The sequence below is a fragment of the Microbacterium sp. P5_E9 genome (assembly GCF_054049175.1).
In genome coordinates this window covers 142787-165006 of the sequence record NZ_JBFUMV010000001.1, presented here as the reverse complement: position 1 = coordinate 165006, position 22220 = coordinate 142787, and the positions used below count along the sequence as shown (strand labels likewise).

The 22220-nt window shown below is 69.7% G+C and carries 21 protein-coding genes and 2 tRNA genes; 5 read left to right on the top strand and 18 right to left on the bottom strand.

Annotated features, from left to right (window positions below):
* Both leuC and ACXJ3V_RS00805 read right to left on the bottom strand, forming a co-directional pair.
* Complete coding sequence (gene leuC, locus ACXJ3V_RS00810; RefSeq protein WP_457098357.1) at positions 1-1503, bottom strand: 3-isopropylmalate dehydratase large subunit; 1503 nt, start codon at positions 1501-1503, stop codon at positions 1-3.
* Positions 1504-1656: 153 nt separating this feature from the next.
* Positions 1657-2712, bottom strand: coding sequence for a TerC family protein (locus ACXJ3V_RS00805; RefSeq protein WP_457098356.1), 1056 nt, complete (start codon positions 2710-2712; stop codon positions 1657-1659).
* 285 nt (positions 2713-2997) lie between these two features.
* Between ACXJ3V_RS00805 and ACXJ3V_RS00800 the strand changes: the two genes are divergently transcribed.
* Positions 2998-3552: an RNA polymerase sigma factor gene (locus tag ACXJ3V_RS00800; RefSeq protein WP_457098845.1), complete on the top strand. Its 555-nt coding sequence runs from the start codon at positions 2998-3000 to the stop codon at positions 3550-3552.
* On the top strand, positions 3549-4721 hold the full coding sequence (locus ACXJ3V_RS00795; protein WP_457098355.1) for a DUF4349 domain-containing protein: 1173 nt from the start codon (positions 3549-3551) through the stop codon (positions 4719-4721). The genes ACXJ3V_RS00800 and ACXJ3V_RS00795 overlap by 4 nt, the downstream gene beginning before the upstream one ends.
* Positions 4722-4745: 24 nt before the next feature.
* Here the strand turns inward: ACXJ3V_RS00795 and ACXJ3V_RS00790 are convergent, their stop codons facing one another.
* A complete protein-coding gene (locus tag ACXJ3V_RS00790; RefSeq protein WP_457098354.1) occupies positions 4746-5192 on the bottom strand; it encodes a DUF6194 family protein in 447 nt (148 codons plus the stop codon).
* A 57-nt stretch (positions 5193-5249) separates the two neighbouring features.
* Positions 5250-5325: transfer RNA gene (locus tag ACXJ3V_RS00785), tRNA-Glu, on the bottom strand.
* Between the two features lie 108 nt (positions 5326-5433).
* Between ACXJ3V_RS00785 and ACXJ3V_RS00780 the strand changes: the two genes are divergently transcribed.
* Positions 5434-6072, top strand: a complete 639-nt coding sequence (locus tag ACXJ3V_RS00780; RefSeq protein ID WP_457098353.1) for an MBL fold metallo-hydrolase — start codon at positions 5434-5436, stop codon at positions 6070-6072.
* Positions 6073-6172: 100 nt separating this feature from the next.
* Here the strand turns inward: ACXJ3V_RS00780 and ACXJ3V_RS00775 are convergent, their stop codons facing one another.
* From ACXJ3V_RS00775 to ACXJ3V_RS00760, 4 genes are read right to left on the bottom strand one after another with little or no spacing between them, the layout of a single operon-like run.
* Positions 6173-6442, bottom strand: coding sequence for an HPr family phosphocarrier protein (locus ACXJ3V_RS00775; RefSeq protein ID WP_457098352.1), 270 nt, complete (start codon positions 6440-6442; stop codon positions 6173-6175).
* 28 nt (positions 6443-6470) lie between these two features.
* Positions 6471-8504 (bottom strand): PTS fructose transporter subunit IIABC, encoded by a 2034-nt coding sequence (locus ACXJ3V_RS00770; protein WP_457098351.1) that lies wholly within the window; start codon positions 8502-8504, stop codon positions 6471-6473.
* A gap of 29 nt (positions 8505-8533) precedes the next feature.
* Complete coding sequence (gene pfkB, locus ACXJ3V_RS00765) at positions 8534-9478, bottom strand: 1-phosphofructokinase (protein ID WP_457098350.1); 945 nt, start codon at positions 9476-9478, stop codon at positions 8534-8536.
* The gene (locus ACXJ3V_RS00760; RefSeq protein ID WP_457098349.1) at positions 9475-10254 is read right to left on the bottom strand and encodes a DeoR/GlpR family DNA-binding transcription regulator; all 780 of its coding nucleotides are present in this window, start codon (positions 10252-10254) and stop codon (positions 9475-9477) included. Before ACXJ3V_RS00760 ends, pfkB begins: the two co-directional genes overlap by 4 nt.
* A gap of 116 nt (positions 10255-10370) precedes the next feature.
* Between ACXJ3V_RS00760 and ACXJ3V_RS00755 the strand changes: the two genes are divergently transcribed.
* Complete coding sequence (locus tag ACXJ3V_RS00755) at positions 10371-11297, top strand: aminoglycoside phosphotransferase family protein (RefSeq protein ID WP_457098348.1); 927 nt, start codon at positions 10371-10373, stop codon at positions 11295-11297.
* Positions 11298-11306: 9 nt separating this feature from the next.
* Here the strand turns inward: ACXJ3V_RS00755 and ACXJ3V_RS00750 are convergent, their stop codons facing one another.
* The 5 genes from ACXJ3V_RS00750 to ACXJ3V_RS00730 all read right to left on the bottom strand — a co-directional run bounded on the left by ACXJ3V_RS00750 (position 11307) and on the right by ACXJ3V_RS00730 (position 16441).
* A complete protein-coding gene (locus ACXJ3V_RS00750) occupies positions 11307-12128 on the bottom strand; it encodes a hypothetical protein (protein ID WP_457098347.1) in 822 nt (273 codons plus the stop codon).
* A 120-nt stretch (positions 12129-12248) separates the two neighbouring features.
* Positions 12249-13205 (bottom strand): acyl-ACP desaturase, encoded by a 957-nt coding sequence (locus tag ACXJ3V_RS00745; RefSeq protein WP_457098346.1) that lies wholly within the window; start codon positions 13203-13205, stop codon positions 12249-12251.
* A gap of 608 nt (positions 13206-13813) precedes the next feature.
* Positions 13814-13885, bottom strand: a tRNA-Gln gene (locus ACXJ3V_RS00740).
* A gap of 70 nt (positions 13886-13955) precedes the next feature.
* Positions 13956-15470 carry a glutamate--tRNA ligase gene (gene gltX / locus ACXJ3V_RS00735; RefSeq protein ID WP_457098345.1) on the bottom strand — a complete coding sequence of 505 codons (1515 nt, stop codon included), beginning with the start codon at positions 15468-15470 and terminating at the stop codon, positions 13956-13958.
* 11 nt (positions 15471-15481) lie between these two features.
* Positions 15482-16441 carry a LysR family transcriptional regulator gene (locus ACXJ3V_RS00730; RefSeq protein ID WP_457098344.1) on the bottom strand — a complete coding sequence of 320 codons (960 nt, stop codon included), beginning with the start codon at positions 16439-16441 and terminating at the stop codon, positions 15482-15484.
* 82 nt (positions 16442-16523) lie between these two features.
* Here ACXJ3V_RS00730 and ACXJ3V_RS00725 point away from each other — a divergent pair, with 82 nt between their 5' ends.
* A complete protein-coding gene (locus tag ACXJ3V_RS00725) occupies positions 16524-17591 on the top strand; it encodes an aminotransferase class V-fold PLP-dependent enzyme (RefSeq protein WP_457098343.1) in 1068 nt (355 codons plus the stop codon).
* A 15-nt stretch (positions 17592-17606) separates the two neighbouring features.
* Here ACXJ3V_RS00725 and ACXJ3V_RS00720 read toward each other — a convergent pair whose 3' ends face one another.
* The 5 genes from ACXJ3V_RS00720 to glgA all read right to left on the bottom strand — a co-directional run bounded on the left by ACXJ3V_RS00720 (position 17607) and on the right by glgA (position 22176).
* Positions 17607-18887 (bottom strand): MFS transporter, encoded by a 1281-nt coding sequence (locus ACXJ3V_RS00720; protein ID WP_457098342.1) that lies wholly within the window; start codon positions 18885-18887, stop codon positions 17607-17609.
* A 12-nt stretch (positions 18888-18899) separates the two neighbouring features.
* Positions 18900-19664, bottom strand: coding sequence for a fumarylacetoacetate hydrolase family protein (locus tag ACXJ3V_RS00715; protein WP_457098341.1), 765 nt, complete (start codon positions 19662-19664; stop codon positions 18900-18902).
* A 110-nt stretch (positions 19665-19774) separates the two neighbouring features.
* Positions 19775-20035: a type B 50S ribosomal protein L31 gene (locus ACXJ3V_RS00710; RefSeq protein ID WP_457098340.1), complete on the bottom strand. Its 261-nt coding sequence runs from the start codon at positions 20033-20035 to the stop codon at positions 19775-19777.
* A gap of 142 nt (positions 20036-20177) precedes the next feature.
* Complete coding sequence (locus tag ACXJ3V_RS00705; protein ID WP_457098339.1) at positions 20178-20972, bottom strand: ABC transporter ATP-binding protein; 795 nt, start codon at positions 20970-20972, stop codon at positions 20178-20180.
* Positions 20973-20982: 10 nt separating this feature from the next.
* Positions 20983-22176 carry a glycogen synthase gene (gene glgA / locus ACXJ3V_RS00700; protein WP_457098338.1) on the bottom strand — a complete coding sequence of 398 codons (1194 nt, stop codon included), beginning with the start codon at positions 22174-22176 and terminating at the stop codon, positions 20983-20985.
* Positions 22177-22220: the final 44 nt, after the last annotated feature.

Here is a 22220-nt window from a genome sequence, read left to right as displayed (position 1 = left end):
TCAGGCCTCCACCCTCGTCGGTCCCTGAGCTTGTCGAAGGGCGGGAAGATCGCTGGGGCTCGACAGGGTGCCGCGCACCGCCGTTGCGGCCGCCACGAGCGGAGAGACGAGGTGCGTGCGACCGCCCTTGCCCTGCCGGCCCTCGAAGTTGCGGTTCGAGGTCGATGCGCAGCGCTCCCCCGGTGCGAGCTGATCCGGGTTCATGCCGAGGCACATCGAGCAGCCGGCGAACCGCCACTCGGCGCCGAAGTCGGTGAACACCTTGTCGAGGCCTTCGGCCTCGGCCTCCAGCCGCACTCGTGCGGAACCGGGGACGACCATGACGCGCACGCCCTCGGCCTTCGTCCGGCCCTTGATGACCGATGCGAACGCGCGCAGGTCTTCGATGCGGCTGTTCGTGCAGGAGCCCATGAAGACGGCGTCGACCGCGACATCCTTCAATCGCGTGCCGGCCTGCAGATTCATGTACTCGAGGGCGCGCTCTGCGGCGGCACGGTCGTTTGGATCGGCGAAATCGGCCGGTGAAGGCACGACATCCGACAGCGAGACGCCCTGGCCGGGGTTCGTGCCCCACGTGACGAACGGCTCGAGCGCATCCGCGTCGAGGAACACCTCGGCGTCGTAGACGGCGCCCTCGTCGCTCGGCAGGGTCTGCCAGTAGGCGACGGCGTCATCCCAGTCCTGGCCCGCCGGTGCATGCGCCCGGCCCTTGAGATAGGCGAACGTGATCTCGTCTGGTGCGACCATGCCGGCGCGGGCGCCGGCTTCGATCGACATGTTGCAGACCGTCATCCGCCCCTCCATCGAGAGGGCCCGGATCGCGCTGCCGCGGAACTCGAGCACGTAGCCCTGCCCGCCGCCGGTGCCGATCTTCGCGATGACCGCGAGGATGATGTCCTTCGCGGTCACGCCGGGCTTGAGCTCGCCCTCCACCGTGATCGCCATGGTCTTGAACGCCTTGAGCGGCAACGTCTGGGTCGCCAGGACATGCTCGACCTCGCTCGTGCCGATGCCGAAGGCCATCGCGCCGAAGGCGCCGTGCGTCGAGGTGTGGCTGTCGCCGCAGACGACGGTGATACCAGGCATCGTGAGGCCGAGCTGGGGCCCGACGACGTGGACGATGCCCTGCTCCTTGTCGCCGAGCGAGTGCAGGCGGACGCCGAACTCCGCTGCGTTGCGACGGAGGGTCTCGATCTGCGTGCGGCTGGTCAGATCGGCGATCGGCTTGTCGATGTCGAGCGTCGGGGTGTTGTGGTCCTCGGTGGCGATCGTGAGATCGAGCCGACGCACCGGGCGACCCTCGGCGCGCAGGCCGTCGAACGCCTGCGGGCTGGTCACCTCGTGCACGAGGTGCAGGTCGATGTAGATCAGGTCGGGTTCGCCGTTGCCGCCCTTGACGACCAGGTGGTCGTCCCAGATCTTCTCGGCGAGGGTGCGGGGGCGATCCGGGATCGCCGACGCGTCGGCGCTCAGCGGAACTGCGCGGGAAACAGGGGTAGTCATTGCTCTGTCGTTCTCCTCGGGTGATGGATCAAGCCCGCAACGGACTCCGCGGCGAGGAGGGGCTCAGAACGCGATCTCGCCGCGGCCGCTAAGGAGAAGACGAGCGATCCGCACCCGGTCAGAATACCACCGGGTGCGGACCGCCCGGCTCGATCAGCTCTTGTCGTCGGGCGCCGCGGGCGACTGCTCGACCCCGGGAGCGGCAGCGGCGGCGGCCGCCGCCTCGCGCTTCTTGTCCCGGCTGGACGAGATGAGGCTCGCGATCGTCGCGACGGCCATCGACAGCACGATGACGATCAGCGACGCCCAGGTCGAGATCTCCGGCGCCCACGGGACCGGCTCGCCGCCGTTGATGAACGGCACCTGGTTGGTGTGCAGGGCGTGGAAGAACAGCTTCACACCGATGAACGCGAGGATGAACGCGATGCCGTAGTGCAGGTACTTGAGACGGTCGAGCAGGCCGCCGAGCAGGAAGTAGAGCTGCCGAAGGCCCATGAGCGCGAAGATGTTCGCCGTGAACACGATGAACGGGCTCTGGGTGATGCCGAAGATCGCCGGGATCGAGTCGATCGCGAAGATCAGGTCGGTGAACCCGATCGCGATGAACACGAGGATCATCGGCGTCCAGATCTTCTTGCCTCCGACGACCGTGCGGATCTTGGCGCCGTCGTACTCGTCGCTCACGTCCATGAACCGACGGGCGAAGCGCACGACGCCCGTTTCGGTCTGCACGTCGTTCTCATGTGACTTCGGGAACGCCTGTCGCCACGCGGTGAAGACGAGGATCAGGCCGAAGAAGTAGAAGATCCAGCTGAACTGCTCGATGAGCGCAGCGCCGAGCATGATGAAGATGCCGCGCAGGATGAGCGCGATGATGATGCCCACCATCAGCACCTGCTGCTGGTATTTCCGGGGCACGGCGAACTGGGCCATGATCAGCACGAACACGAAGAGGTTGTCGATCGAGAGGCTGTACTCGGTGAGCCAGCCGGCCAGGAACTGGCCCATGGCGTCGGCGCTGTCGGAGACGAAGTAGAGCACGACGGCGAAGACGAGGGCGAGCCCGACGTAGAAGCTGACCCACAGGGCCGACTCCTTCATGGAGGGGATGTGCGGCCGCTTCACGGCGAGCACGAGGTCGATGATGAGGATCAGAGTCAGCACGACGAGCGAGCTGATCTGGAACCATACGGGGATCTCAAAGGTCATGAGGGCCTTTCGGGGGTTCGCGATGGACCGAAAGTCTCTCCCCCGCGACTGCGGCGCGCGCCCGGGCTCCCGAGATCTGGGAACCGTGATGACGGACACGCGAGGTTGGGATACTCCCTTTCGCCCGCTCAGGATACAGGGAACTTCCAGGAACCGGATGCCGGAGCCCCACCGCCCTCACCCGCCGCGCGGGTCGGATTCCGATGGATGCTGAGACGATCCGCCCCCTGCGGACACTTCCCCGGTGAGAGACAATGAGCCCGACCTCAGGTGGACGGACGGCAGATGGGCGAGAACGACACGACGGACGCGACGCTGGTGCGCGCGGCGGCGGATGGCAGCGAGGTTGCCTTCCGGGCGCTGTACCGCGCCTATGTGCGGCCGGTCTACTGGATTGCGCACGGACTCTTGGGCAACGCGTCCGACGCCGAAGACGTGACCCAGGAGACGTTCCTCGTGGCGTGGCGCAAGCTCGCGGGCTTCGAGCTCGCCGGCGACTCGCTGCTGCCCTGGCTCGCCACGATCTGCCGGCTGCAGGCCGCGAATCGGATCCGCCGCCAGCGGCGCGACCGGGAGCGCACCGCCGGCATTGCCGACGAGACGCTTCCGGCGACGGTGGATGTCGAGCAGCAGGTGATCGACGGCCAGCTCGTCGCGCGCATCCTGCGCGAAGTGTCGGGCCTCAGCACACTGGACCGCGAGATCTTCCGGCTCTGCGCCGCTGAAGGCTACGGCTACCAGGCGGCCGCCGAAGAGCTCGGCGTCGCCCACGGGGTCGTGCGCAATCGTCTCTCCCGCATCCGCACGCGCCTGCGGACCTCTGTGAAGGAGAGCACATGAACACCGCATCCGACGACCCTCGGGACGACGCTCCGCAGCTTCCAGAACTGGCGGACGACCGCATCGAGAAGATCGAGGGCGCGCTGTTCGCGGAGATCGCGAAGGAGCGCGGTGCCCACCGGACCCGGCGCACCCGGATCTGGATCGCATCCGCCGCAGCCGCCGTCGTGATCGTCGTCGCGGCCGCGATCGCGCCGACGATGTCGACGCTCGTCTCCGGCGGCGCGAGCACCGAGGCCGGTTCCGCGCCCGACGCCCCCGTGTCGTGGGACGGCTCGGGCAATCCCGACCTCGGCATGACAGACGAGTCCGTGCGGGACTCGGCATCCGGCGCCGCCGACTCCGGCGGAGGCGCGCTCGGGGCGCTCGACTCCGCCGCGCCCGACCGGGAGGTCATCACGACGGCCTCGGCCACCGTGATCGTCGACGATGTCACCGCCGCCGCGCACCAGGTCGCGGATGCGGCCACCGCCCACGACGGCTATGTGGAATCGATGAGCGTCGGGCAGTCCGGTCAGCCGATCCCGGTCGACCCGAAAACGGGGATCGCGTACGACACCTACCCGTCGCCCGATGGGGCGTGGGTGACGATCCGGGTGCCCGCCGATCAGCTCTCCGCCGTCGTGGACGATCTGTCCGAACTCGGCGAGGTCACGGCATCCTCGATCAGCCGACAGGACGTCACGCAGCAGACCGTCGACCTGCGAGCCCGCACCGAGGCCGCGCAGGCGTCCGTCGATCGGCTCACCGAGCTGATGTCGCAGGCGGCGAGCGTTGCGGATCTCATCGCGGTCGAGGCGGCGCTCGCGGAGCGCCAGGCCACCCTCGAGTCGTACCAGCAGCAGCTCGAGTACTTCGAGGGGCAGGTCGCGATGTCGACCCTGACCGTCACGCTCGTGCCGGTCACCGAACCGGTTGAGGCCGACCCGGCCGGATTCACCGACGGACTGATCGCCGGGTGGAACGGCCTCGTCGCGACCCTCAACGGGATCGTGATCGCCTTCGGATTCCTCATCCCGTGGATCGTCGTGGTCGGGCTCGCCGCACTGATCGTCTGGTGGATCGTGCGGGCGATCCGCCGCCGTCGGACGCAACGGCGCACGCCGGTCGCGCCGGTCGCGACGCCCGACGCGGACTCGGCGCCGCCGACCGGAAGCGACGGGCCGTGAGCGCGTGGGGGCAGGCGCCTGTCGTCAGCTCCCCGCGCGGCGCGCGAAGCGGCGCCGGGCATCCTCGTGCGCGTCCCGGAGCAGCTGCTGCACGGCGGCTTCGGTCCGCTCGCCCGGATTGACGACGCACACCCACCCGAACGCGCCGTAGACCGGATGCACGAGGAGGACGTCGGCCTCAGCGAGATCGGTCGAGCCGCCTTCGGTCAGGGCGGCGAGCTTCGCCTGACCGACATGGATGTTCACGCGCCAGCGCCCCACACCGTCGAGGTCCGAGGCTTCATCGTCGGGATAGTCCTTCGTCACGATGGTCGCGAACGGCTGGGTGTTCAGCGGCACTTCGCCGTCGGGTGCGTAGTAGAAGAAGAAGTCGCCCCAGGAGATCTCCGGGAAATCGCTCCCGGCATCCGGGGCGAGCACGAGCACCCCGTCGAGAGCGCGAACGGCGTGGACGATCTCGTTCAGGTCCATGCTGCGATTCTGCCTGGAAAAAGAAGAAAACCCCCGGGAATCCGGAGGTTTTCATGTTGGTGACCCCAGCGGGATTCGAACCCGCGTTACCGCCGTGAGAGGGCGGCGTACTAGGCCACTATACGATGGGGCCGTTCACGCAACCGTTCGATTATGCCATGCCTGCGGCATCCCGACAAAATCGAGACGACCGCGGGCGACCGCGCTTGCCGCCGGCCCTTCAGGCAGGTTGACTCGAGGCATGCGAGTGACCAAGTTCGAACACGCCGCCCTCACACTCACCGACCAGGGCAGGAAGCTGGTGATCGATCCCGGCTCGTTCACGCTTCCCCTGGCCGACCTGGCCGATGTCGTCGCGGTCGTGATCACGCACGAGCATCCGGACCACTGGACGCCCGACCACCTGGACCGCATCCTCGAGTACGCGCCCGATGTGCCGATCTACGCACCCGAAGGCGTCGCCGCGGCCGCGGCGGGCTACCACATCACCGTCGTGCACCCCGGCGACACGGTGACCGTCGAGCCCTTCACGCTGGAGTTCTTCGGCGGGAAGCACAGCGTCATCCACGAATCGATCCCGGTCGTCGACAACGTCGGAGTGCTGGTCGACGGGGACTTCTACTATCCGGGCGACTCCTATGCCGTGCCGGAGGGCGCCCACGTCAAGCTGCTGGCCGCACCGGTCGGCGCGCCGTGGCTCAAGATCGGCGAGGCGATGGACTTCGTCCTCGCCGTCGCACCGCGGCAGGCCTTCGCCACGCACGACATGACGCTCTCCGTCATCGGGCGCGGCATGGGCCGGGCGCGTCTGAAGTGGGCGGTCGAGCAGGGCGGTGGCGAGTTCCTCGAGCTCGAGCCGGGCGATTCGACCGACCTGTAGCGCGCTCGTTCCGACAAGGCGCCAGGAACGACGGATGCCGCGGGCCGGTCGGGCCCGCGGCATCCGTCTGCCGTCATCGAGGCGTCGCCCCGAACTCAGATCACTGTGCGTCGAGGTCGGTCTCGAGCAGCTTCACCAGGTCGTCGAGCGCGGCGTCGGCGCCCTCTGCGTCCGACTTGAGTGTGACGACGGTGCCCTTGGATGCGCCGAGTCCCATGAGGGAGAGGATGCTGCCGGCGTTGAGGTCGGCCCCGCCTTCTACCGCGATGGTGATCGGGATCTTCTTCTCCTGCACGGCCGTCACGAACAGCTTGGCGGGGCGGGCGTGCAGCCCGGAGCTGCTGGCGATGGTGGCCTGGCGTTCTGCCATGTGAGTTCTCCTCGGTATCCGATGTCGATCAGGCGGGAACGGCCACCGCGGCGAAGTCGTGCTCGGCGGCCTCGAGCTCCTTGCGTCCCCAGAATCGCTTGAGGGCGACGACAAGGAGCGCAGAGACGACGGTACCGGCCACGAGCGCCACGAGGAAGCCCCAGATCGGGTTGATCGCGAAGAGGACGAAGATGCCGCCGTGCGGTGCGAGCGACTGCACGCCGAACGCCATGCTCAGCGCACCGGTGACGGCACCGCCGACCATCGACGCCGGGATGACGCGCAGCGGGTCGGCCGCCGCGAACGGGATCGCGCCCTCACTGATGAACGCGGCACCGAGGAGCCATGCGGCCTTGCCGTTCTCGCGCTCGACCGGCGGGAACAGGTTGCGCGCGAGCACCGTCGAGGCCAGTGCCATGGCGAGCGGGGGCACCATGCCGGCGCACATGACGGCGGCCATGATGAGGTACGGCGTGGGGTTCTCCTGCGATCCCGAGGCAAGCCCTGCGACCGCGAAGGCGTAGGCGACCTTGTTGACGGGTCCGCCGAGGTCGAAGCACATCATGAGGCCGAGGACGATGCCGACCACGACGATCCCGGCGGTGCCGGCGAGGTCGTTGAGCCAGACCGTCAGCCACTCCATGAGGGTCGCGATCGGACGGCCGAGGAACAGCACCAGCAGGCCCGAGGCGAAGATCCCCGCGAGCAGCGGAATGATCACGACCGGCATCAGGCCTCGCAGCCAGCGCGGGGCAGGCAGGCTCGCGAGCCACCAGGCCGCCACACCGGCCAGCAGACCGCCGACGATGCCGCCGATGAAGCCCGCGTTCATGATGACTGCGATCGCTCCGGCGACGAAGCCGGGGGCGATGCCCGGCCGGTCGGCGATCGCGAAGGCGATGTAGCCGGCCAGCGCCGAGACGAGGAAGCCCATCGACGTCACACCGATGATGAACGCGACCGAGCCGAGGTACTGGCCGAGTCCGCCCGGGGGAAGATCCCACAGCGCGTTGTCGACGATGACGGTCTTCGCGTCGTCGCCGACCTGGTAGCCGCCGAGGAGGAAGCCCAGGGCGATCAGCAGACCGCCGCCCGCCACGAACGGGATCATGTAGCTCACGCCGGTGAGGAGGATCCGCTGGATGCGCACGCCCCATCCGACGTTGTCGTCCGAGGCCTGCGCCGATGAGGCGGCCGCTGCCGCCGTGACGCGGGTCGCGTTCGGGTTGTTGGCGGCGGCGACGGCCTCCGCGATGAGCTCGTTCGGCTTCTCGATGCCGCGCTTGACCCCCGACCGGACCACGGGCTTGCCGGAGAAGCGCTGCAGCTCGCGCACGTCGACATCCGTCGCGAAGATGACGGCGTCGGCGCCGTCGATGACGGACTGCGGAAGAGCCTTGTAGCCGCTCGAGCCCTGCGGCTCGACCACCAGGTCGATGCCGCTCTTCTTGCCCGCGGCGGTGAGGGCATCGGCTGCCATGAACGTGTGCGCGATGCCGGTCGCGCATGAGGTGACCGCGACGATGCGCGCCGGACGACCGTCGACCGTGAGGCCCGCGGCGGTCGTGACAGCGGCGGCCGCGGTCGGCGCGGCGACGGGTGCCGGGGCCTCTCCCTCGCCGATCGCGGCATTCACGATCGCGACGACGTCGGCCGGAGTCCGGGCTGCGCGCAGGCCGCCGGTGAAGTCGTCCTGCATGAGGCTGCGGGCGAGCTTCGAAAGCACGGCGAGGTGGGCCTCGGCCGCGCCCTCGGGCGCGGCGATGAGGAAGACCAGGTCGGCGGGGCCGTCCGATGCGCCGAAGTCGACGCCGGGCTTCAGCCGGGCGAAGGCGAGGGACGCCTGCGTGACCGCGGCGCTCTTCGCGTGCGGGATGGCGATGCCGCCGGGCAGGCCGGTCTCGTCCTTCTGCTCGCGCGCCCAGGCGTCTTCGAAGAGGGCGTTGGCATCGGTCGCGCGGCCCTGCGCGACGACGCGGGCGGCGAGCGCCTTGATGACGGCCGCCTTGTCAGCGCCGAGCCCGACGTCGAGACTGACGAGCTCTGGGGTGATGGTGGACACAGTGACCTCCTATGGTCGTGGTGCGGATCTCAGGCGAGGGTCGTGATGACGACCTCGCCGGGCGGCAGGTCGTGGGGCGAGGGAGCTTGGGTGCCGGGGAGGGATGCCGCGGCCGCGCCGTAGCGGATCGAGCGGCTCAGCCTCTCCTCGGGCGTCGCGAGGGCGACGTCGGCGAGCAGGTAGCCGGCGAGCGAGCTGTCACCCGCGCCGACCGTGCTGGTGACGCGGATCCGCGGAGGCACCCCGGCCCACGCTCCGTCGGCGGTGACGAGCACGGCGCCTCGCGAGCCGAGGGTGACGAGCGCGGCGCCCACCTGGGCCGGAACCAGCCGGCGCGCGACGGCCAGGACGGCTGCGGCATCCGCCTCTTCGTCGAGTGCCGTGCCGACGAGCTCGGCGAGCTCTTCGTCGTTGGGTTTGATGAGGTCGGGCCGGGCGCGCACGACGACGGCGGCGAGCGCCGCCCCGGAGGTGTCGACGGCGATGCGGGGCGCCGCACTCCCCCATCGGGATCGGACCGCGCGGATGACATCGACGTAGAACTCGTCGGGTGCGCCGGGCGGCAGCGAGCCGGCGAGCACGAGCCATGCCGCTCCATCGGATGCGGCCACGACGGCGTCGATCGTCGCCTGCGCGTCGCTCTCGGACAGTTCGGCACCCGGAAGGTTGAGCTTGGTCGTGATGCCGTTCGGGTCGGTGATGGTGACGTTGGCCCGCACATGACCGTGGATCGGCACGCGCTGCGCCGGCACGCGCGCAGCGCGCAGCGCCGCGTCGAACGGATCGTCGTCCGCGAGCGGAAGCACAGCCAGGGTGTCCACGCCGGCCGCTGCGACCACGCGGGCGACGTTGATGCCCTTGCCGCCGGCATCCTCCCGGGCCGACAGGGCGGACTGCACCTCTCCGGGCACCAGCGCGTCGGCGAGGGTGATCGTCCGGTCGAGCGACGGGTTGGCCGTCAGGGTCACGATCATGCGAGCCACACCTCCACACCGGCGTCGGCGAGCGCGGCCGCCAGTTCGTCGTCGGGCGCGGCATCCGTCACGAGGACGTCGATGTCGGCGAGCTCTGCGAAGCTCACGAGCAGTTCGCGGCCGAGCTTGTCGGAGTCGGCCACGACGACGACCCGGCGGGCCGAGCGCACGATCGCGCGCTTGACCGCCGCCTCGTCGGGGTCGGGGGTGCTCAGCCCGAAGCCGGCCGAGACGCCGTTCGTGCCCACGAAGGCCACATCCGGCCGCAGGCCCTCGATGGCCCGCACAGTGTCGGCGCCTACCGCGGCGGCGGTGAGGGCGCGGACGCGTCCGCCGATGACGGTGAGGGAAGGGTTCGGCACATCGGTCAGCGTGTGCGCCAGGGTCAACGCGTGGGTGACGACCTCGATCGGCGCTGCCGAGAGGCGGGGGGCGAGCTGGGCGGCCACGGCCGCGGTGGTGGTGCCCGCGTCGAGGAAGACCGAGCCGCGGAATGTCTCGGGGATCGCGTCGAGCGCCCGAATGCCGATGGCGGCTTTGGCCGGACCGTGTCGCTCGAGGCGCTGCGGGATCGACGGCTCCGTGGTGCTCGCCCGATCGCGCGGGACGGCGCCGCCGTGGACGCGCCGCAGATTGCCCTGTGCCTCGAGCTGGTCGAGGTCGCGACGCACCGTCTCGGTGGTCACTGCGAACCGGTGTGCCAGTTCGACGACGCTCACCCGGCCCTCGCCAGCGAGGAGCTGTTCGATCAGCTCTTGCCGCTCCGTTGCGTACATGTGGGATCCTTTCGAGGATTCCCACACATTACAATACAAACCAACACAAAACAAGACTCGATTCGGTGGATCAATTCGCCCTGCGCGCTGCCGACGCCGACCGATAGCGTCGATCCATGGCCGACAAGCCTGGAGCCGAGCTCGTGATCGACGAGGCGCTCGTGCGCGCGCTGGTGACCGCGCAGGCGGGGGCGATTCCGGATGCCGCGACCCTGTCGATCGCGCATGCCGCTGACGGCTGGGACTGCTCGGTCTGGCGCCTCGGCGAGCACTGGGCGGTACGGCTGCCCCGTCGCGCGATCGCCGCGCCCCTCGTCCTGAACGAGCAGCGGGTGCTGCCCGCCCTCGCCGCGCTGATCGAGCCCACCGGACTGCACGTGCCGGCTCCGGTCGTGCGCGGTGCGGCGGGGGCAGGCTACCCCTGGGCATGGTCTGTCGTGCCCTGGATCGAGGGGTCGCGCGGCATCGAGGTTCCGCGCGCCGAGCGCACGGGGTGGGCCGAGCCCATCGCCGCCGCCCTCGCGGCGCTCCATGTCCCGGCACCCGCCGACTTTCCGGTGAACCCGTTCCGGGGCCTGCCCCTCGTCGAGCGGACTGCGGCGGTCCAGGAGCGCCTCGCGCACCTGCATGCCGCCGGTGCCCTGAGCGACGCGGAGGCGGATGCCGCGGCATCCGTCTGGGCGGACGGTCTCTCCGCCGCGCCCTGGGATGGACCTCCGGTGTGGATCCACGGCGATCTGCACCCGGGGAACCTCATCGCACAGGGACCCCGGTTGACCGGGATCATCGACTTCGGCGACGTGACCGCGGGCGACCCGGCCTACGATCTCGCCCTGGCGTGGCTAGCCTTCGACCGGGTCGGCCGGGATCGGTTCACCTCCGCCTCGGCGACGGCGACGACCCCGAGTCGGGAACCGGCGACATGGGTCCGGGCGCGGGCCTGGGCGATGGCGGTCGCACTCATGCTGCTGATGCACAGCGACGACAATCCGCCGTATGCCGCGCTCGGTCGGGAAGCGTTCGTCGAGGTCATCGGCGGCTGACCGCCGATGTCAGCGAGCCGGCAGAGCCCGCAGCGCCTCATCCTCGGCAAGCCGCGCGACATAGACGTTGAGCATGTCTCCCTCCCACACGAAGCGCAGGAACGAGCCGACCGGAATCGGCGGGTCGAGACTCTCCGGCGGGAAGGTGGCGTTCTCGGTGACGAAGTCGACCATGGCAGGCAGCGGCCGGTGGGCGCACGACGCGCGATAGATCTGCGCCTGCATCGACAGTAGGACGCAGTCCCACTCGGACCCGTCCGTCGTCGTCCACAGATTGAGCCGGCCGAGAGTGCCGCGGTAGATGAGCGGCGCATCCGGGATGCCCCAGACCTGGCGCATCGACTCGGAGAGGTCAGGCTTCCCCACCGTCGACGGCAGCGTTCGCGCCGGCAGGCTCACCTCCGGGTTCGGCCGCGAGAACTCGCCCACGACGAGTGCGATGACGGCGACGAGCGCGACAGCCCCGGCGACCACGGCGATGAGCCACGGCATCCGTTTCCGCGCCGTGTGGAGCAGGCTGGTGCTGCCGACCTCGCTCGGCGCCTCGGTCGCAATGGATGTAGCGACGGATTCGGCCGGAGCCGCCGGATCCTCCGCGACTGCGGCCGGCGCCTCGACGGAAGGCGCCGTGCGGGCGGGGATCACCTCCTCCGAAGCGGTCTCCACGGCGTCGGAGAACTCGTGGGTGGAGCGCGTCTCGCGCTCGAGAGCCTCGAGTTCGTGCAGTCGCGCCTGCGCCTCCGGATCGGTCGCGATGTCGGCATGCGGACCGTAGGCGCGACGACGGAGTTCGGCGAGTTCGTCGACCCCGGTGTCCCGCTCGATGGGCATGCCCCCATTATGCGCGTCCGGCCGGATCCGGCATCAGACGGCATCTGCCCGATGCCTCCGCGGTTGTGGCGCTCGCGCACCGCCGCCCGGCAGTGCCCGTCCTCGCCCGGCTCGTTCGGCTCAGGACGCGACGATGTCCTGCTGCACCCCGTCGTCGCGCGCGGCCACCCTGGCCCGGTTCTCCTCGCGGCGGTCGACGAACTTGGTCGCCTGGGCGTCGAGCCCCTGGAGGAATGCCGCCAGCTGCTCGCGGGCCTGCTCGCCCTCCGGTCCGAAGTCGGTGCGGTCCAGGACGCGCCAGTGCCGCAGCACCGGCATGATCACGTCGTCGTAGTGGAGGCGCAGGTCGTAGATCCCGGCCTTCGCGATCATCATCGAGCTGCGCCGGAAGCCCGCCATCGTGGCGCCGGGCATCTCGAAGCCGATGACCTCCTTGGCGATCGCCTGCATCGTCGCGTCGGGCGCGATCTCCAGCGCCGCGGAGACGATGTTGCGGTAGAAGATCATGTGGAGGTTCTCGTCCTTGGAGATCCGGGCGAGCATCCGGTCCGCGATCGGGTCTCCGGTGACCTTGCCGGTGTTGCGGTGGGACACCCGGGTCGCGAGCTCCTGGAAGGACACGTAGGTCACCGCCTCGAGCACCGACTTTTCGCCGGAGTCGTAGCCCGAGGTCATGTAGTCCATCCGCGCCCGCTCGAGCTCGACCGGGTCGACGCCGCGGGTGACGACGAGGTAGTCGCGCATCGCGATGCCGTGCCGGTTCTCCTCCGCGGTCCAGCGGCCCACCCAGGTGCCCCACGCGCCGTCGCGGCCGAAGCGGGTCGCGATCTCGCGGTGGTAGGACGGCAGATTGTCCTCGGTGAGCAGGTTGGTGAACATCGCGGCCTTGGCCGTCTCGGAGAGCTGCGACTGCTCGGGCGCCCAGTCCTCGCCGCCGAGGAGCGCGAAGTCGCGGCCCTGGCTCCACGGGATGTAGTCGTGGGGATGCCACTCCTGCGCCATCGAGAGGTGGCGGTCGAGGTTCTCGGCCACCACCGGCTCGAGGTCCTCGAGGAGGTTGGTCGGCGTGCTGGTCATGGTTGCTCCCTCGGTCGCACTGGCCTCGTGATCGAGGCTACCTGCACCTGGGCCGGGTGCGCCCGGGAGCCGTGCAGCCGCCCACTTCTTCAACGGGGAAGGTCGTGCTCGCGGCCCGACCCTCGTCCATGCTGTCGACCGCCGAGAGGGACCGCATCGTTCCCGCCGTCTGGGCGGGGTGAACCGCCGCCTGGATCCTGACGTGATCGATCACCTCCCCCGGGTCCTAGCGGGAGTTGCCCATTCCGTTGAACCGCGAGTTATGCATGTTGAGCGCAGCGTCGCTGTTGGGCTCACGCATGACCTTCCTGTGGGCAGCCTGCTGCTCCGCGCGAGTCACGGGCCGACCAAAGAAGATCCGCTTCACCCTGCTCCAGACCCCGTGTCTCTTCATCATGACCCCCTGGCCTGAGCATAAGGGTCTGCTGCACGAGCAGGGCCAAACGGCCGAGGACGGCCTTTCGGCGTCGACGGTGGCAGGTCCGCTCGATCGCGGTCACGATCGCGAACCGCAGCGGCTCGCGGGTCGTGGAAGGAGCGAGGCCCGTCGGGCCGGAACGCAAAAAACCCCGTGCATGCCTGCACGGGGATATTTGCGGATTTCACTGCTGGGGTACCTGGACTCGAACCAAGAACAAAGGTACCAGAAACCTCCGTGTTGCCAATTACACCATACCCCAAGGCGTTCGACCGGAGTCGTGCCGAAGATCAAGTCTAGACGACGGCGGGCCTTCGATCAAACCGAGCGCGTCATCCGCGCCGATCCACCAGCGCGCCGAGGCGCCTGACCGACTCGGCCTTGCCGAGCAGTTCCATCGACTCGAACAGCGGCGGCGAGATGCGCCGGCCGCTCAGCGCGACGCGCAGCGGACCGTAGGCGACCCGCGGCTTCAGTCCGAGCCCCTCGATGAGGGCGCTGGCCAGCGCCTCCTGGATCGCCGCGGCGGTGAACTCCGACTCGGGCACGACTTGGAGCGCCCCGACCGAGGCGACGAGCACCTCGCCCGCGTTGGCGGGAAGGGTGCCCAGAGCGTCCTCGTCGTACGTCACGTCCTCGCGGAACAGGAACCCAAGCAGCCCGGGCACCTCGCTGAGCAGCTGCACGCGCTCCTGCACGAGCGGAGCGGATGCCTCGATCAGCGCCTGCTGCGCCGGTGTCGGGGTCTCCTCGACCAGACCGGCTCCGTGCAGGCAGCGGACGATGCGCGCGGCGAAATCCGCGGGCTCCAGCATCCGGATGTGGTCCCCGTTGATCGACTCGGCCTTCTTCTGGTCGAAGCGTGCCGGGTTCGGGTTGACGTCGACGATGTCGAAGGCCGCGACCAGCTCGTCGAGCGAGAAGACGTCGCGGTCAGGGCCGATCGACCAGCCGAGCAGCGACAGATAGTTGAGCAGACCCTCGTGGATGAAGCCCTTCTCGCGCTGCAGGAAGAGGTCCGCCTGGGGGTCGCGCTTGGAGAGCTTCTTGGTGCCCACCTCGCCGAGGACGAGCGGCATGTGCGCGAAGCGCGGGATGAACGTCGTCACGCCGGCCTCGACCAGGGCGCTGTACAGCGCGAGCTGGCGCGCGGTCGAGGGCATGAGGTCTTCGCCGCGGATGACGTGGGTGATCCCCATGAGGGCGTCGTCGACCGGGTTGACGAAGGGGTACAGCGGCACGCCGCCCGCGCGCACGAGCACGAAGTCGGGGAACGAGCCGGCCGGGAAGGTGACCTCGCCGCGGATCAGGTCGACGTAGGTGAGGTCGTGGTCGGGGACTTTGAGCCGCCACGCGGGCTCGCGGCCCTCGGCGCGGAACGCGGCCTTCTGCTCGTCGGTGAGGTCACGGTCGAAGTTGTCGTACCCGAGCTGCTTCGCGCGGCCGTTGGCCTCGTTGCGGGCGTCGATCTCCGCGGCCGTCGAGTAGCTCTCATAGACCGCGTCCGCGGCGATCAGCTTGTCGAGCACCTCGCGGTAGAGGTCGTGACGCTGCGACTGCCGGTATGGCGCGTGCGGTCCGCCGACCTCGACGCCCTCGTCCCAGTCGATCTTCAGCCAACGCAGCGCGTCGAGCAGCTGGTGGTAGCTCTCCTCGCTGTCGCGTGCGGCGTCGGTGTCTTCGATGCGGAACACGAGCTTGCCGCCGTTGTGGCGCGCGTAGGCCCAGTTGAACAGCACCGTGCGGATCAGCCCGACGTGCGGCAGACCCGTCGGTGAGGGGCAGAAGCGCACGCGCACATCGGCGCCGGTCGCGGTGGTCGTGCGGGAATCGGGTGAAGAAGGCATCGTCGTCCAGTCTACGTGCGGGACGCGGGCGCCTCCTGGGAGGCGAGCAGTCCCGCGATCGCGGTGAGGGTGGCGCGGATCGCGGGCACGCGCTCCGCGCCGTGCGCGGTGACGACGTGGATGGTCCGCGCCTCCGACGGCGGCAGCGGCAACGTGATCACGCCGGGAAGCTGGGGGAAGGATGCCACGGCCATGCGCGGCAGCGTCGCCACGCCGATCCCCTGCGCGACGAGTCCCTCGACGGCGACGAAGTTGTCGGTCTCGAACGCGATGTCCGGCTCGAACCCGGCGCGCGCACACAGTTCGAGCAGGTGCCCACGGCAGCGGGGGCATCCTGCGATCCACCTCTCCCCTGACAGCACTGACACGTCGACGCCGTCGCCGCCGGCTGCCGGGTGCCCCACCGGGAGCACGGCGAGCAGGTCGTCGGTGCCCACCTCGCGCACCGAGAGTCCACGCGCGCTCGGACCATGCGGGTCGTCGCGATCGCCGGGGTAGCTGAAGGTCAGGGCGATGTCGGCACGGTCCTCGCGCACGGCCTGCACGGCCTCGGGCGGCTCGGCTTCGATGTACGTGACGCTGACACCGGGGTGATGGGCGGCGAGCTCCGCGAGGAGGCGCGGCACGACCGTCGGCGACGCCGACGGGAATCCGACGAGGCGAACCCGCCCTGAGCGGAGACCGCGCAGCTCGGCGAGTTCGCCGGCCGCGGCATCCAGCGCCGTGGTCACCGCCGGTGCGTGCCGCGCGAGGATCCGACCGGCCTCGGTGAGGCGCACCGATCTGCCGACCCGTTCGATGAGCGCCACGCCCAGGCTGCGCTCGAGGCGCTTGAGCTGCTGGCTGATGGCGGGCTGGCTGTAGCCGAGCGCGGCCGCGGCCGCGGTGATCGACCCTTCGTCGGCGATGGCCTTCACCACGCGCAGCGACTGCACGTCGAACTCGAGCTCGGGGTCGAACGCATCGCTCATAGCGCTATCATAAGCATTCGGCATGAATTCCATTCGATACCTGTTCTAGACGTGCGGTATCGCACCGGGCGACCATGGATACATGCCCACCCTCGCCGCTCGCTCGACCCTCGCGTCCGCACGCGACGAGTTCGCCGGCGGCCGCGGCTACCTCGCCGCCTGCACCGTCGGACTCCCGACGCGGTCCAGCCGGGCAGCGCTCATCGCCGACCTCGATGCCGCGTTCGGCGGTCGCCCTGACCCGGCCGGCTACTCGGGGGCGGTTGAGCGCACCCGCGCCCACTTCGCCGCGCTCGTCGGCGTCGACGCCGGCCGCGTCGCCATCGGATCCCAGGCCTCGGTCGCCGCAGCGCTCATCGCGGCCTCGCTGCCGGAGGGTTCCGAGGTGCTCCTCCCCGAGTGCGAGTTCTCGTCGATCGTCCTCCCCTTCGTCCACGCCGGACGCGACCTGCGGGTGCGCGCGGTCCCCCTGGAGGCTCTGGCCGAGTCGATCAGCCCCGAGACGGCGCTCGTCGCGTTCTCGATCGTGCAGTCGGCCACGGGCGCGGTGGCGGATGCCGCGGCCATCGTCGCGGCTGCGCGTCGAGCGGGCGCTCGCACGCTGTGCGACGCGACCCAGGCGGTCGGATGGCTGCCGGTCGCGGCATCCGATTTCGATGCCGTCATCTGCCACGCCTACAAGTGGCTCTGCGCCCCGCGCGGCGTGTCCTTCCTCACTGTGTCGGATCGGCTCGCCGCCGAGCTGCCGCCCCTGTTCGCGGGCTGGTACGCCGGCGATGACCCGTGGACGTCGTGCTACGGCCACGACGTGGACCTCGCGTCGAATGCCCGACGGTTCGATGTCTCGCCGGCGTGGCAGGCGTTCGTCGGCGCCGAGCCTGCGCTCGCGCTGTTCGCAGCGCTCGACCCGCACGAGCTGCACGATCACGCGGCGGGACTCGGTGCGTCGTTCCGGGAGCGGATGGGGCTAGCCGCGCCGCAACGCGCGAGTGCGATCGTGACGTGGGCCGACCCTGACGGCTGCGACCTGGCCAGGCTCACGACGGCGGGGATCATCGCCTCCGGCAGAGCGGGACGCGCCCGCGTCGCCTTCCACGTCTTCAACGACGACGAAGACGTCGAACTCGCTCTGGCGGCGCTCGGTCGCTGACCCGCGCCGACAGGCTCAGTCGGCCAAGGCCCCCGCCGGCGGCGCCTGTTCGGCGCGGGGGCGGCGACCGAACGGCGCCAGCGCGACCGTGGCGACCACGGCGACGCTGACGACGAGGGCGAGTCCGCCGTAGCCGATCCACGAGAGGATCATGCCCGCCAGGATCGCACCGATCGCAGCGACGAGGCTCATCGTCAGATCGCTCAGGCCCTGACGCCTGGTGCGCTGACCTTCGGCGGATGCTTCGGTCAAGAGGGTGGAGCCGGCGACCGTGGTCGCGCTCCACCCGAGACCCAGCAGCACGAGCGCCACGGTGACGAAGGTCGTCGAGTCCTGCCCGAAAGATGCCGTGACGAGCGCAGCGACCAGGAGCGCCTGCCCGATCAGGATGGTCGCGACCCGACCGAGCTTGTCGGCCAGGATGCCGAAGACCGGCGACAGCGCGAACATCCCCGCCACGTGCAGGCTGATCGTGAGGCCGATCACCGTGAGAGACGCGCCATGATGCAGCAGGTGGACCGGGGTCATCGCCATGATCGACACCATGACCCCGTGCGCGGCCGCGACCGCGAAGATCGCGTAGCGCGCGACCGTCGGCTGGTCGGGCTTGGCGATCCTGGTCGCTGCTCCCGGCGTCGCCGCGTGCTTCGTCACCCGCTGTGCGAGCACCAGGGGGTCCGGACGCAGCCAGATGAGGTACAGGGCTACACCCAGCAGCTGAGCAGCGATGGTGAACAGAAACGGCCCCGTCAGCGGCGGCATCCCCACCGCGTGGCCGAGCGCCTCGCCTGGCCCCGTCAGATTCGGGCCGAGCACGGCGCCGATCGTCGTCGCCCAGACCACGAGCGAGAGGTCGCGGCCGCGCGTGGCGTCGGTCGCGAGGTCGGCGGCGGCGAATCTCGTCTGCAGGTTCGCGGCCTGCGCTGCCCCCACGAGGCCGAAGGCGACGAGCAGGAGCGGAAACGATCCGACCGCGGCGGCGAGGATGACGAGCAGGACACCCACCAGCGCCCCCGCCATCCCGCCCGCGAGCGCCGGGCGGCGTCCTCTGCGCCGTGCGAACGCCGCGAGCGGCACCGCGAAAGCCGCGGTGCCGAAGGTGATGGCGGCCGTGGCGAGCCCCGCGAAGGCTTCGTCGCCGGATACCTCGGCAGCGAGCACAGTGCCGAGCGAAATGGACGCGCCGAACGCCAGGCCACCCAGCACCTGCCCGACCGAGAGGACCCACACCGTGCGCCGCTGCACCCCGGCGATCGCCTCCGGCGCCAGGGATGCGGCATCCGCGGTGTCAGTCATGACACCACCTCGTCAGGCGTCCCTGGCGGTGTTGCGCAGGATGCCGAGGCCGGTGATCTCGACCTCGATCACGTCGCCCGCGACGAACGGGCCGACGCCTGCGGGCGTGCCGGTGAGGATGACGTCGCCGGGAAGCAGGGTGAAGGCCGCCGAGGCGTAGGCGATGATGTCGGCGACCGAGTGGATCATGTCGCTGATCGGGCCGTCCTGCTTCACCTCGCCGTTCTGGCGCGTGACGATACGGGCGTCGTCGAAGGCGAACTCCGTCTCGATGGCGGGTCCGAGCGGGCAGAAGGTGTCGAAGCCCTTGGCGCGGGCCCACTGACCGTCGGTCTTCTGCAGATCGCGCGCCGTGATGTCGTTCGCGATCGTGTAGCCGAACACGTAGTCGAGGGCGGAGGCGGCCGGCACGTTCTTGGCGACACGACCGATCACCGCGGCGAGCTCGCCCTCGAAGCTCGTGAAGGTCGACTGGGTCGGGCGCACGATCGTGTCACCGGGGCCGATGACCGAGGTATTCGGCTTGAAGAAGAGCATCGGCTCCACCGGGACCTCATTGCCCAGCTCAGCCGCGTGCTCGCGATAGTTGCGGCCGACGCACACGATCTTCGAGCGCGGGATGACGGGAGCCAGCAGCGCGATGTCCGCGAGCGGCACGCGCTCCCCCGTCGTCTCGTAGCCGGCGAACATCGGGTCGCCCTCGAGCACGACCATCTCACCGCCGTCCACGATCCCGAATCTGATGACATCGTTGTGGCTGAACCGGGCGATCTTCACCGGATCAGCCTAGCGAGCCCCGTCACCCGGTCGTTGAGCGAGCGGAGCGAGACGAAACGCCACCACAACGAAGAAAGCCCCGCCGAAGCGGGGCTTTCCGAATCGAGCGGTCAGCTGGAGGGCGTGCCGCCGAAGTTCTTGAAGCGCTGGTTGAACTTCTCGACGCGACCGGCCGAGTCCATGATGCGCTGCTTGCCCGTGTAGAACGGGTGCGAAGCGGACGAGATCTCGATGTCGATGACGGGGTACTCCACACCGTCGAGCTCGATCGTCTTGTCGCTGGTCCTCGTCGAACGGGTGAGGAAGGTCTCGCCGGAGCCGAGGTCGCGGAACACGATGGCCCGGTAGTCGGGGTGGATGTCAGTCTTCATGTTGATCCTCTGAGGGTGATGCACTGGATTTTGCCAGCGCGGTCAAAGTCTGCGGTGCGAGCGCACCAAGGATCCATCCTACCAGCCTCAACACGACGATGTGGAATCGTGCGCCGGCCTGCGCCGGAAGCTCGGGAAGCGCTCAGGAAGCGGGGCTGGTGGCGCGCGCCGCGTAGCGGCCGTCCTCGACCGTGAGTGCGATGGGCATTCCGAACGTCTCGGTGAGATTCTCCGCCGTGAGGGTCTCCGCGATCGGCCCCGCAGCGACCACGCCGCCGTCGCGCAGGAGGAGAACGTGGGTGAACCCGATTGGGATCTCCTCGACGTGGTGGGTCACCATCACCATCGCCGGCGTCGACGGCGCCTGGGCGTACCCGCCGAGCAGGATCAGCAGCTCTTCACGAGCCCCGAGATCGAGGCTCGCGGTGGGCTCGTCAAGGAGCAGCAGCTCCGGGTCGGTCATGACCGCACGCGCGATCTGCACCCGCTTCTGCTCGCCATCCGACAGGGTGCCGAATGTGCGATCCGCGAGCTCGTCGAGCTTCCACTCCGCGAGCACGCGCAGAGCGCGGCGCTCGTCGATGTCCTCGTAGTCCTCGTTCCAGCGACCGAGCACGGAGAACGCAGCGGTGAGCACGACGTCGAGCACGGTCTCCTCGGCGGGAACGCGCTTGGCCATCGCCGACGAGGCGAAGCCGATCCGCGGGCGCAGTTCGAAGACATCCGTTCGTCCCAGACGCTCGCCCAGGATCGACACCGTGCCGGACGTGGGGTGCAGCAGCGTGTCGGCCAGCTGCAGCACGGTGGTCTTGCCTGCGCCGTTCGGTCCGAGGATCACCCAGCGCTGGTCATCGGACACCGACCAGTCCAGGTGATCGACGATGTCCCTGGCATTTCTGCGAACGACGACATCGGAGAATTCGAGCACCTGCGGCATGCGGCCCAGCCTATCGGCCCGCGCCGCTCACCTCTGCGTACAGCGCCGCGGTCGTCGCGGCGATTGCGCCCCAGCTGAACTCGTTCGCCGCCCGCGCCCGGCCGGCGGCGCCGTAGGCCTTCGCCTTCTCGGGATCGCTCACGACCTCGGTGAGCACCCGCGCGAGATCGTCGACGAACCGGTCTGGGTCGATCGGGGTGCCGGTGCCGTCCTGCATCTGCTCGATCGGGACGAGCCGGCCCGTCACGCCGTCATCGACGACCTCGGGGATCCCCCCGGTCGCGGTGCCGACCACGGCCGCGCCGCAGGCCATCGCCTCGAGGTTCACGATGCCGAGCGGCTCGTACACGGAGGGGCACACGAAGGTCGTCGCGGACCCGAGGATCGCGCAGAGCTCGCGTCGGGAGAGGAGACGATCGAGCCAGACCACGCCGTCCCGCGTCTCCTGAAGGCCCCTGACGAGTCCCTCGACCTCGGCAAGGATCTGCGGGGTGTCGGGAGCGCCGGCGCACAGCACGAGCTGCACCTCCGGCGGCAGCTGCTCGGCGGCGCGAAGGAGATAGGGCAGCCCCTTCTGCCGCGTGATGCGGCCCACGAAGACCACCGACGGCCTCGCCGGGTCGATGCCCAACTCCGCCAGCAGGGCGACATCGTCGACGGGCTGCCAGGCGTCGACGTCGATGCCGTTGTAGATGACCCGCACCTTGGTGGGGTCGAGCGACGGGTAGCTGCGCAGGATGTCGGCGCGCATGCCCTCGCTCACCGCGACGATCGCCGCGGCACCTTCGTACGCGGTCTTCTCGATGTAGCTCGAGACGGCGTAGCCGCCTCCGAGCTGCTCGGCCTTCCACGGCCGGAGCGGCTCGAGACTGTGCGCCGTGACGATGTGCGGGATGCCGTGCAGCAGCGACGCGAGATGTCCGGCGAAGTTTGCGTACCAGGTGTGGCTGTGGACGACGTCGGCGCCGGCGACATCCGTCACGATCGCGAGATCCGTGCCGAGGGTCTGGATCGCACCGTTCGCGGAGCCCAGTTCCGCCGGCACACCGTACGCGGTGGTGTCGGCTTCGTCACGCGGTGCGCCGAACGCCCGCACCTGCACTTCGATGCTCTCGCGGAGCGCTTTCACGAGCTCTGTCGCATGGACCCCGGCGCCCCCGTAGATCTCCGGCGGATATTCCTTGGTGATGATGTCGACGCGCATGATCGAACGCTAGTACACGGCCGTAGACACCAATAGTGTGGTGC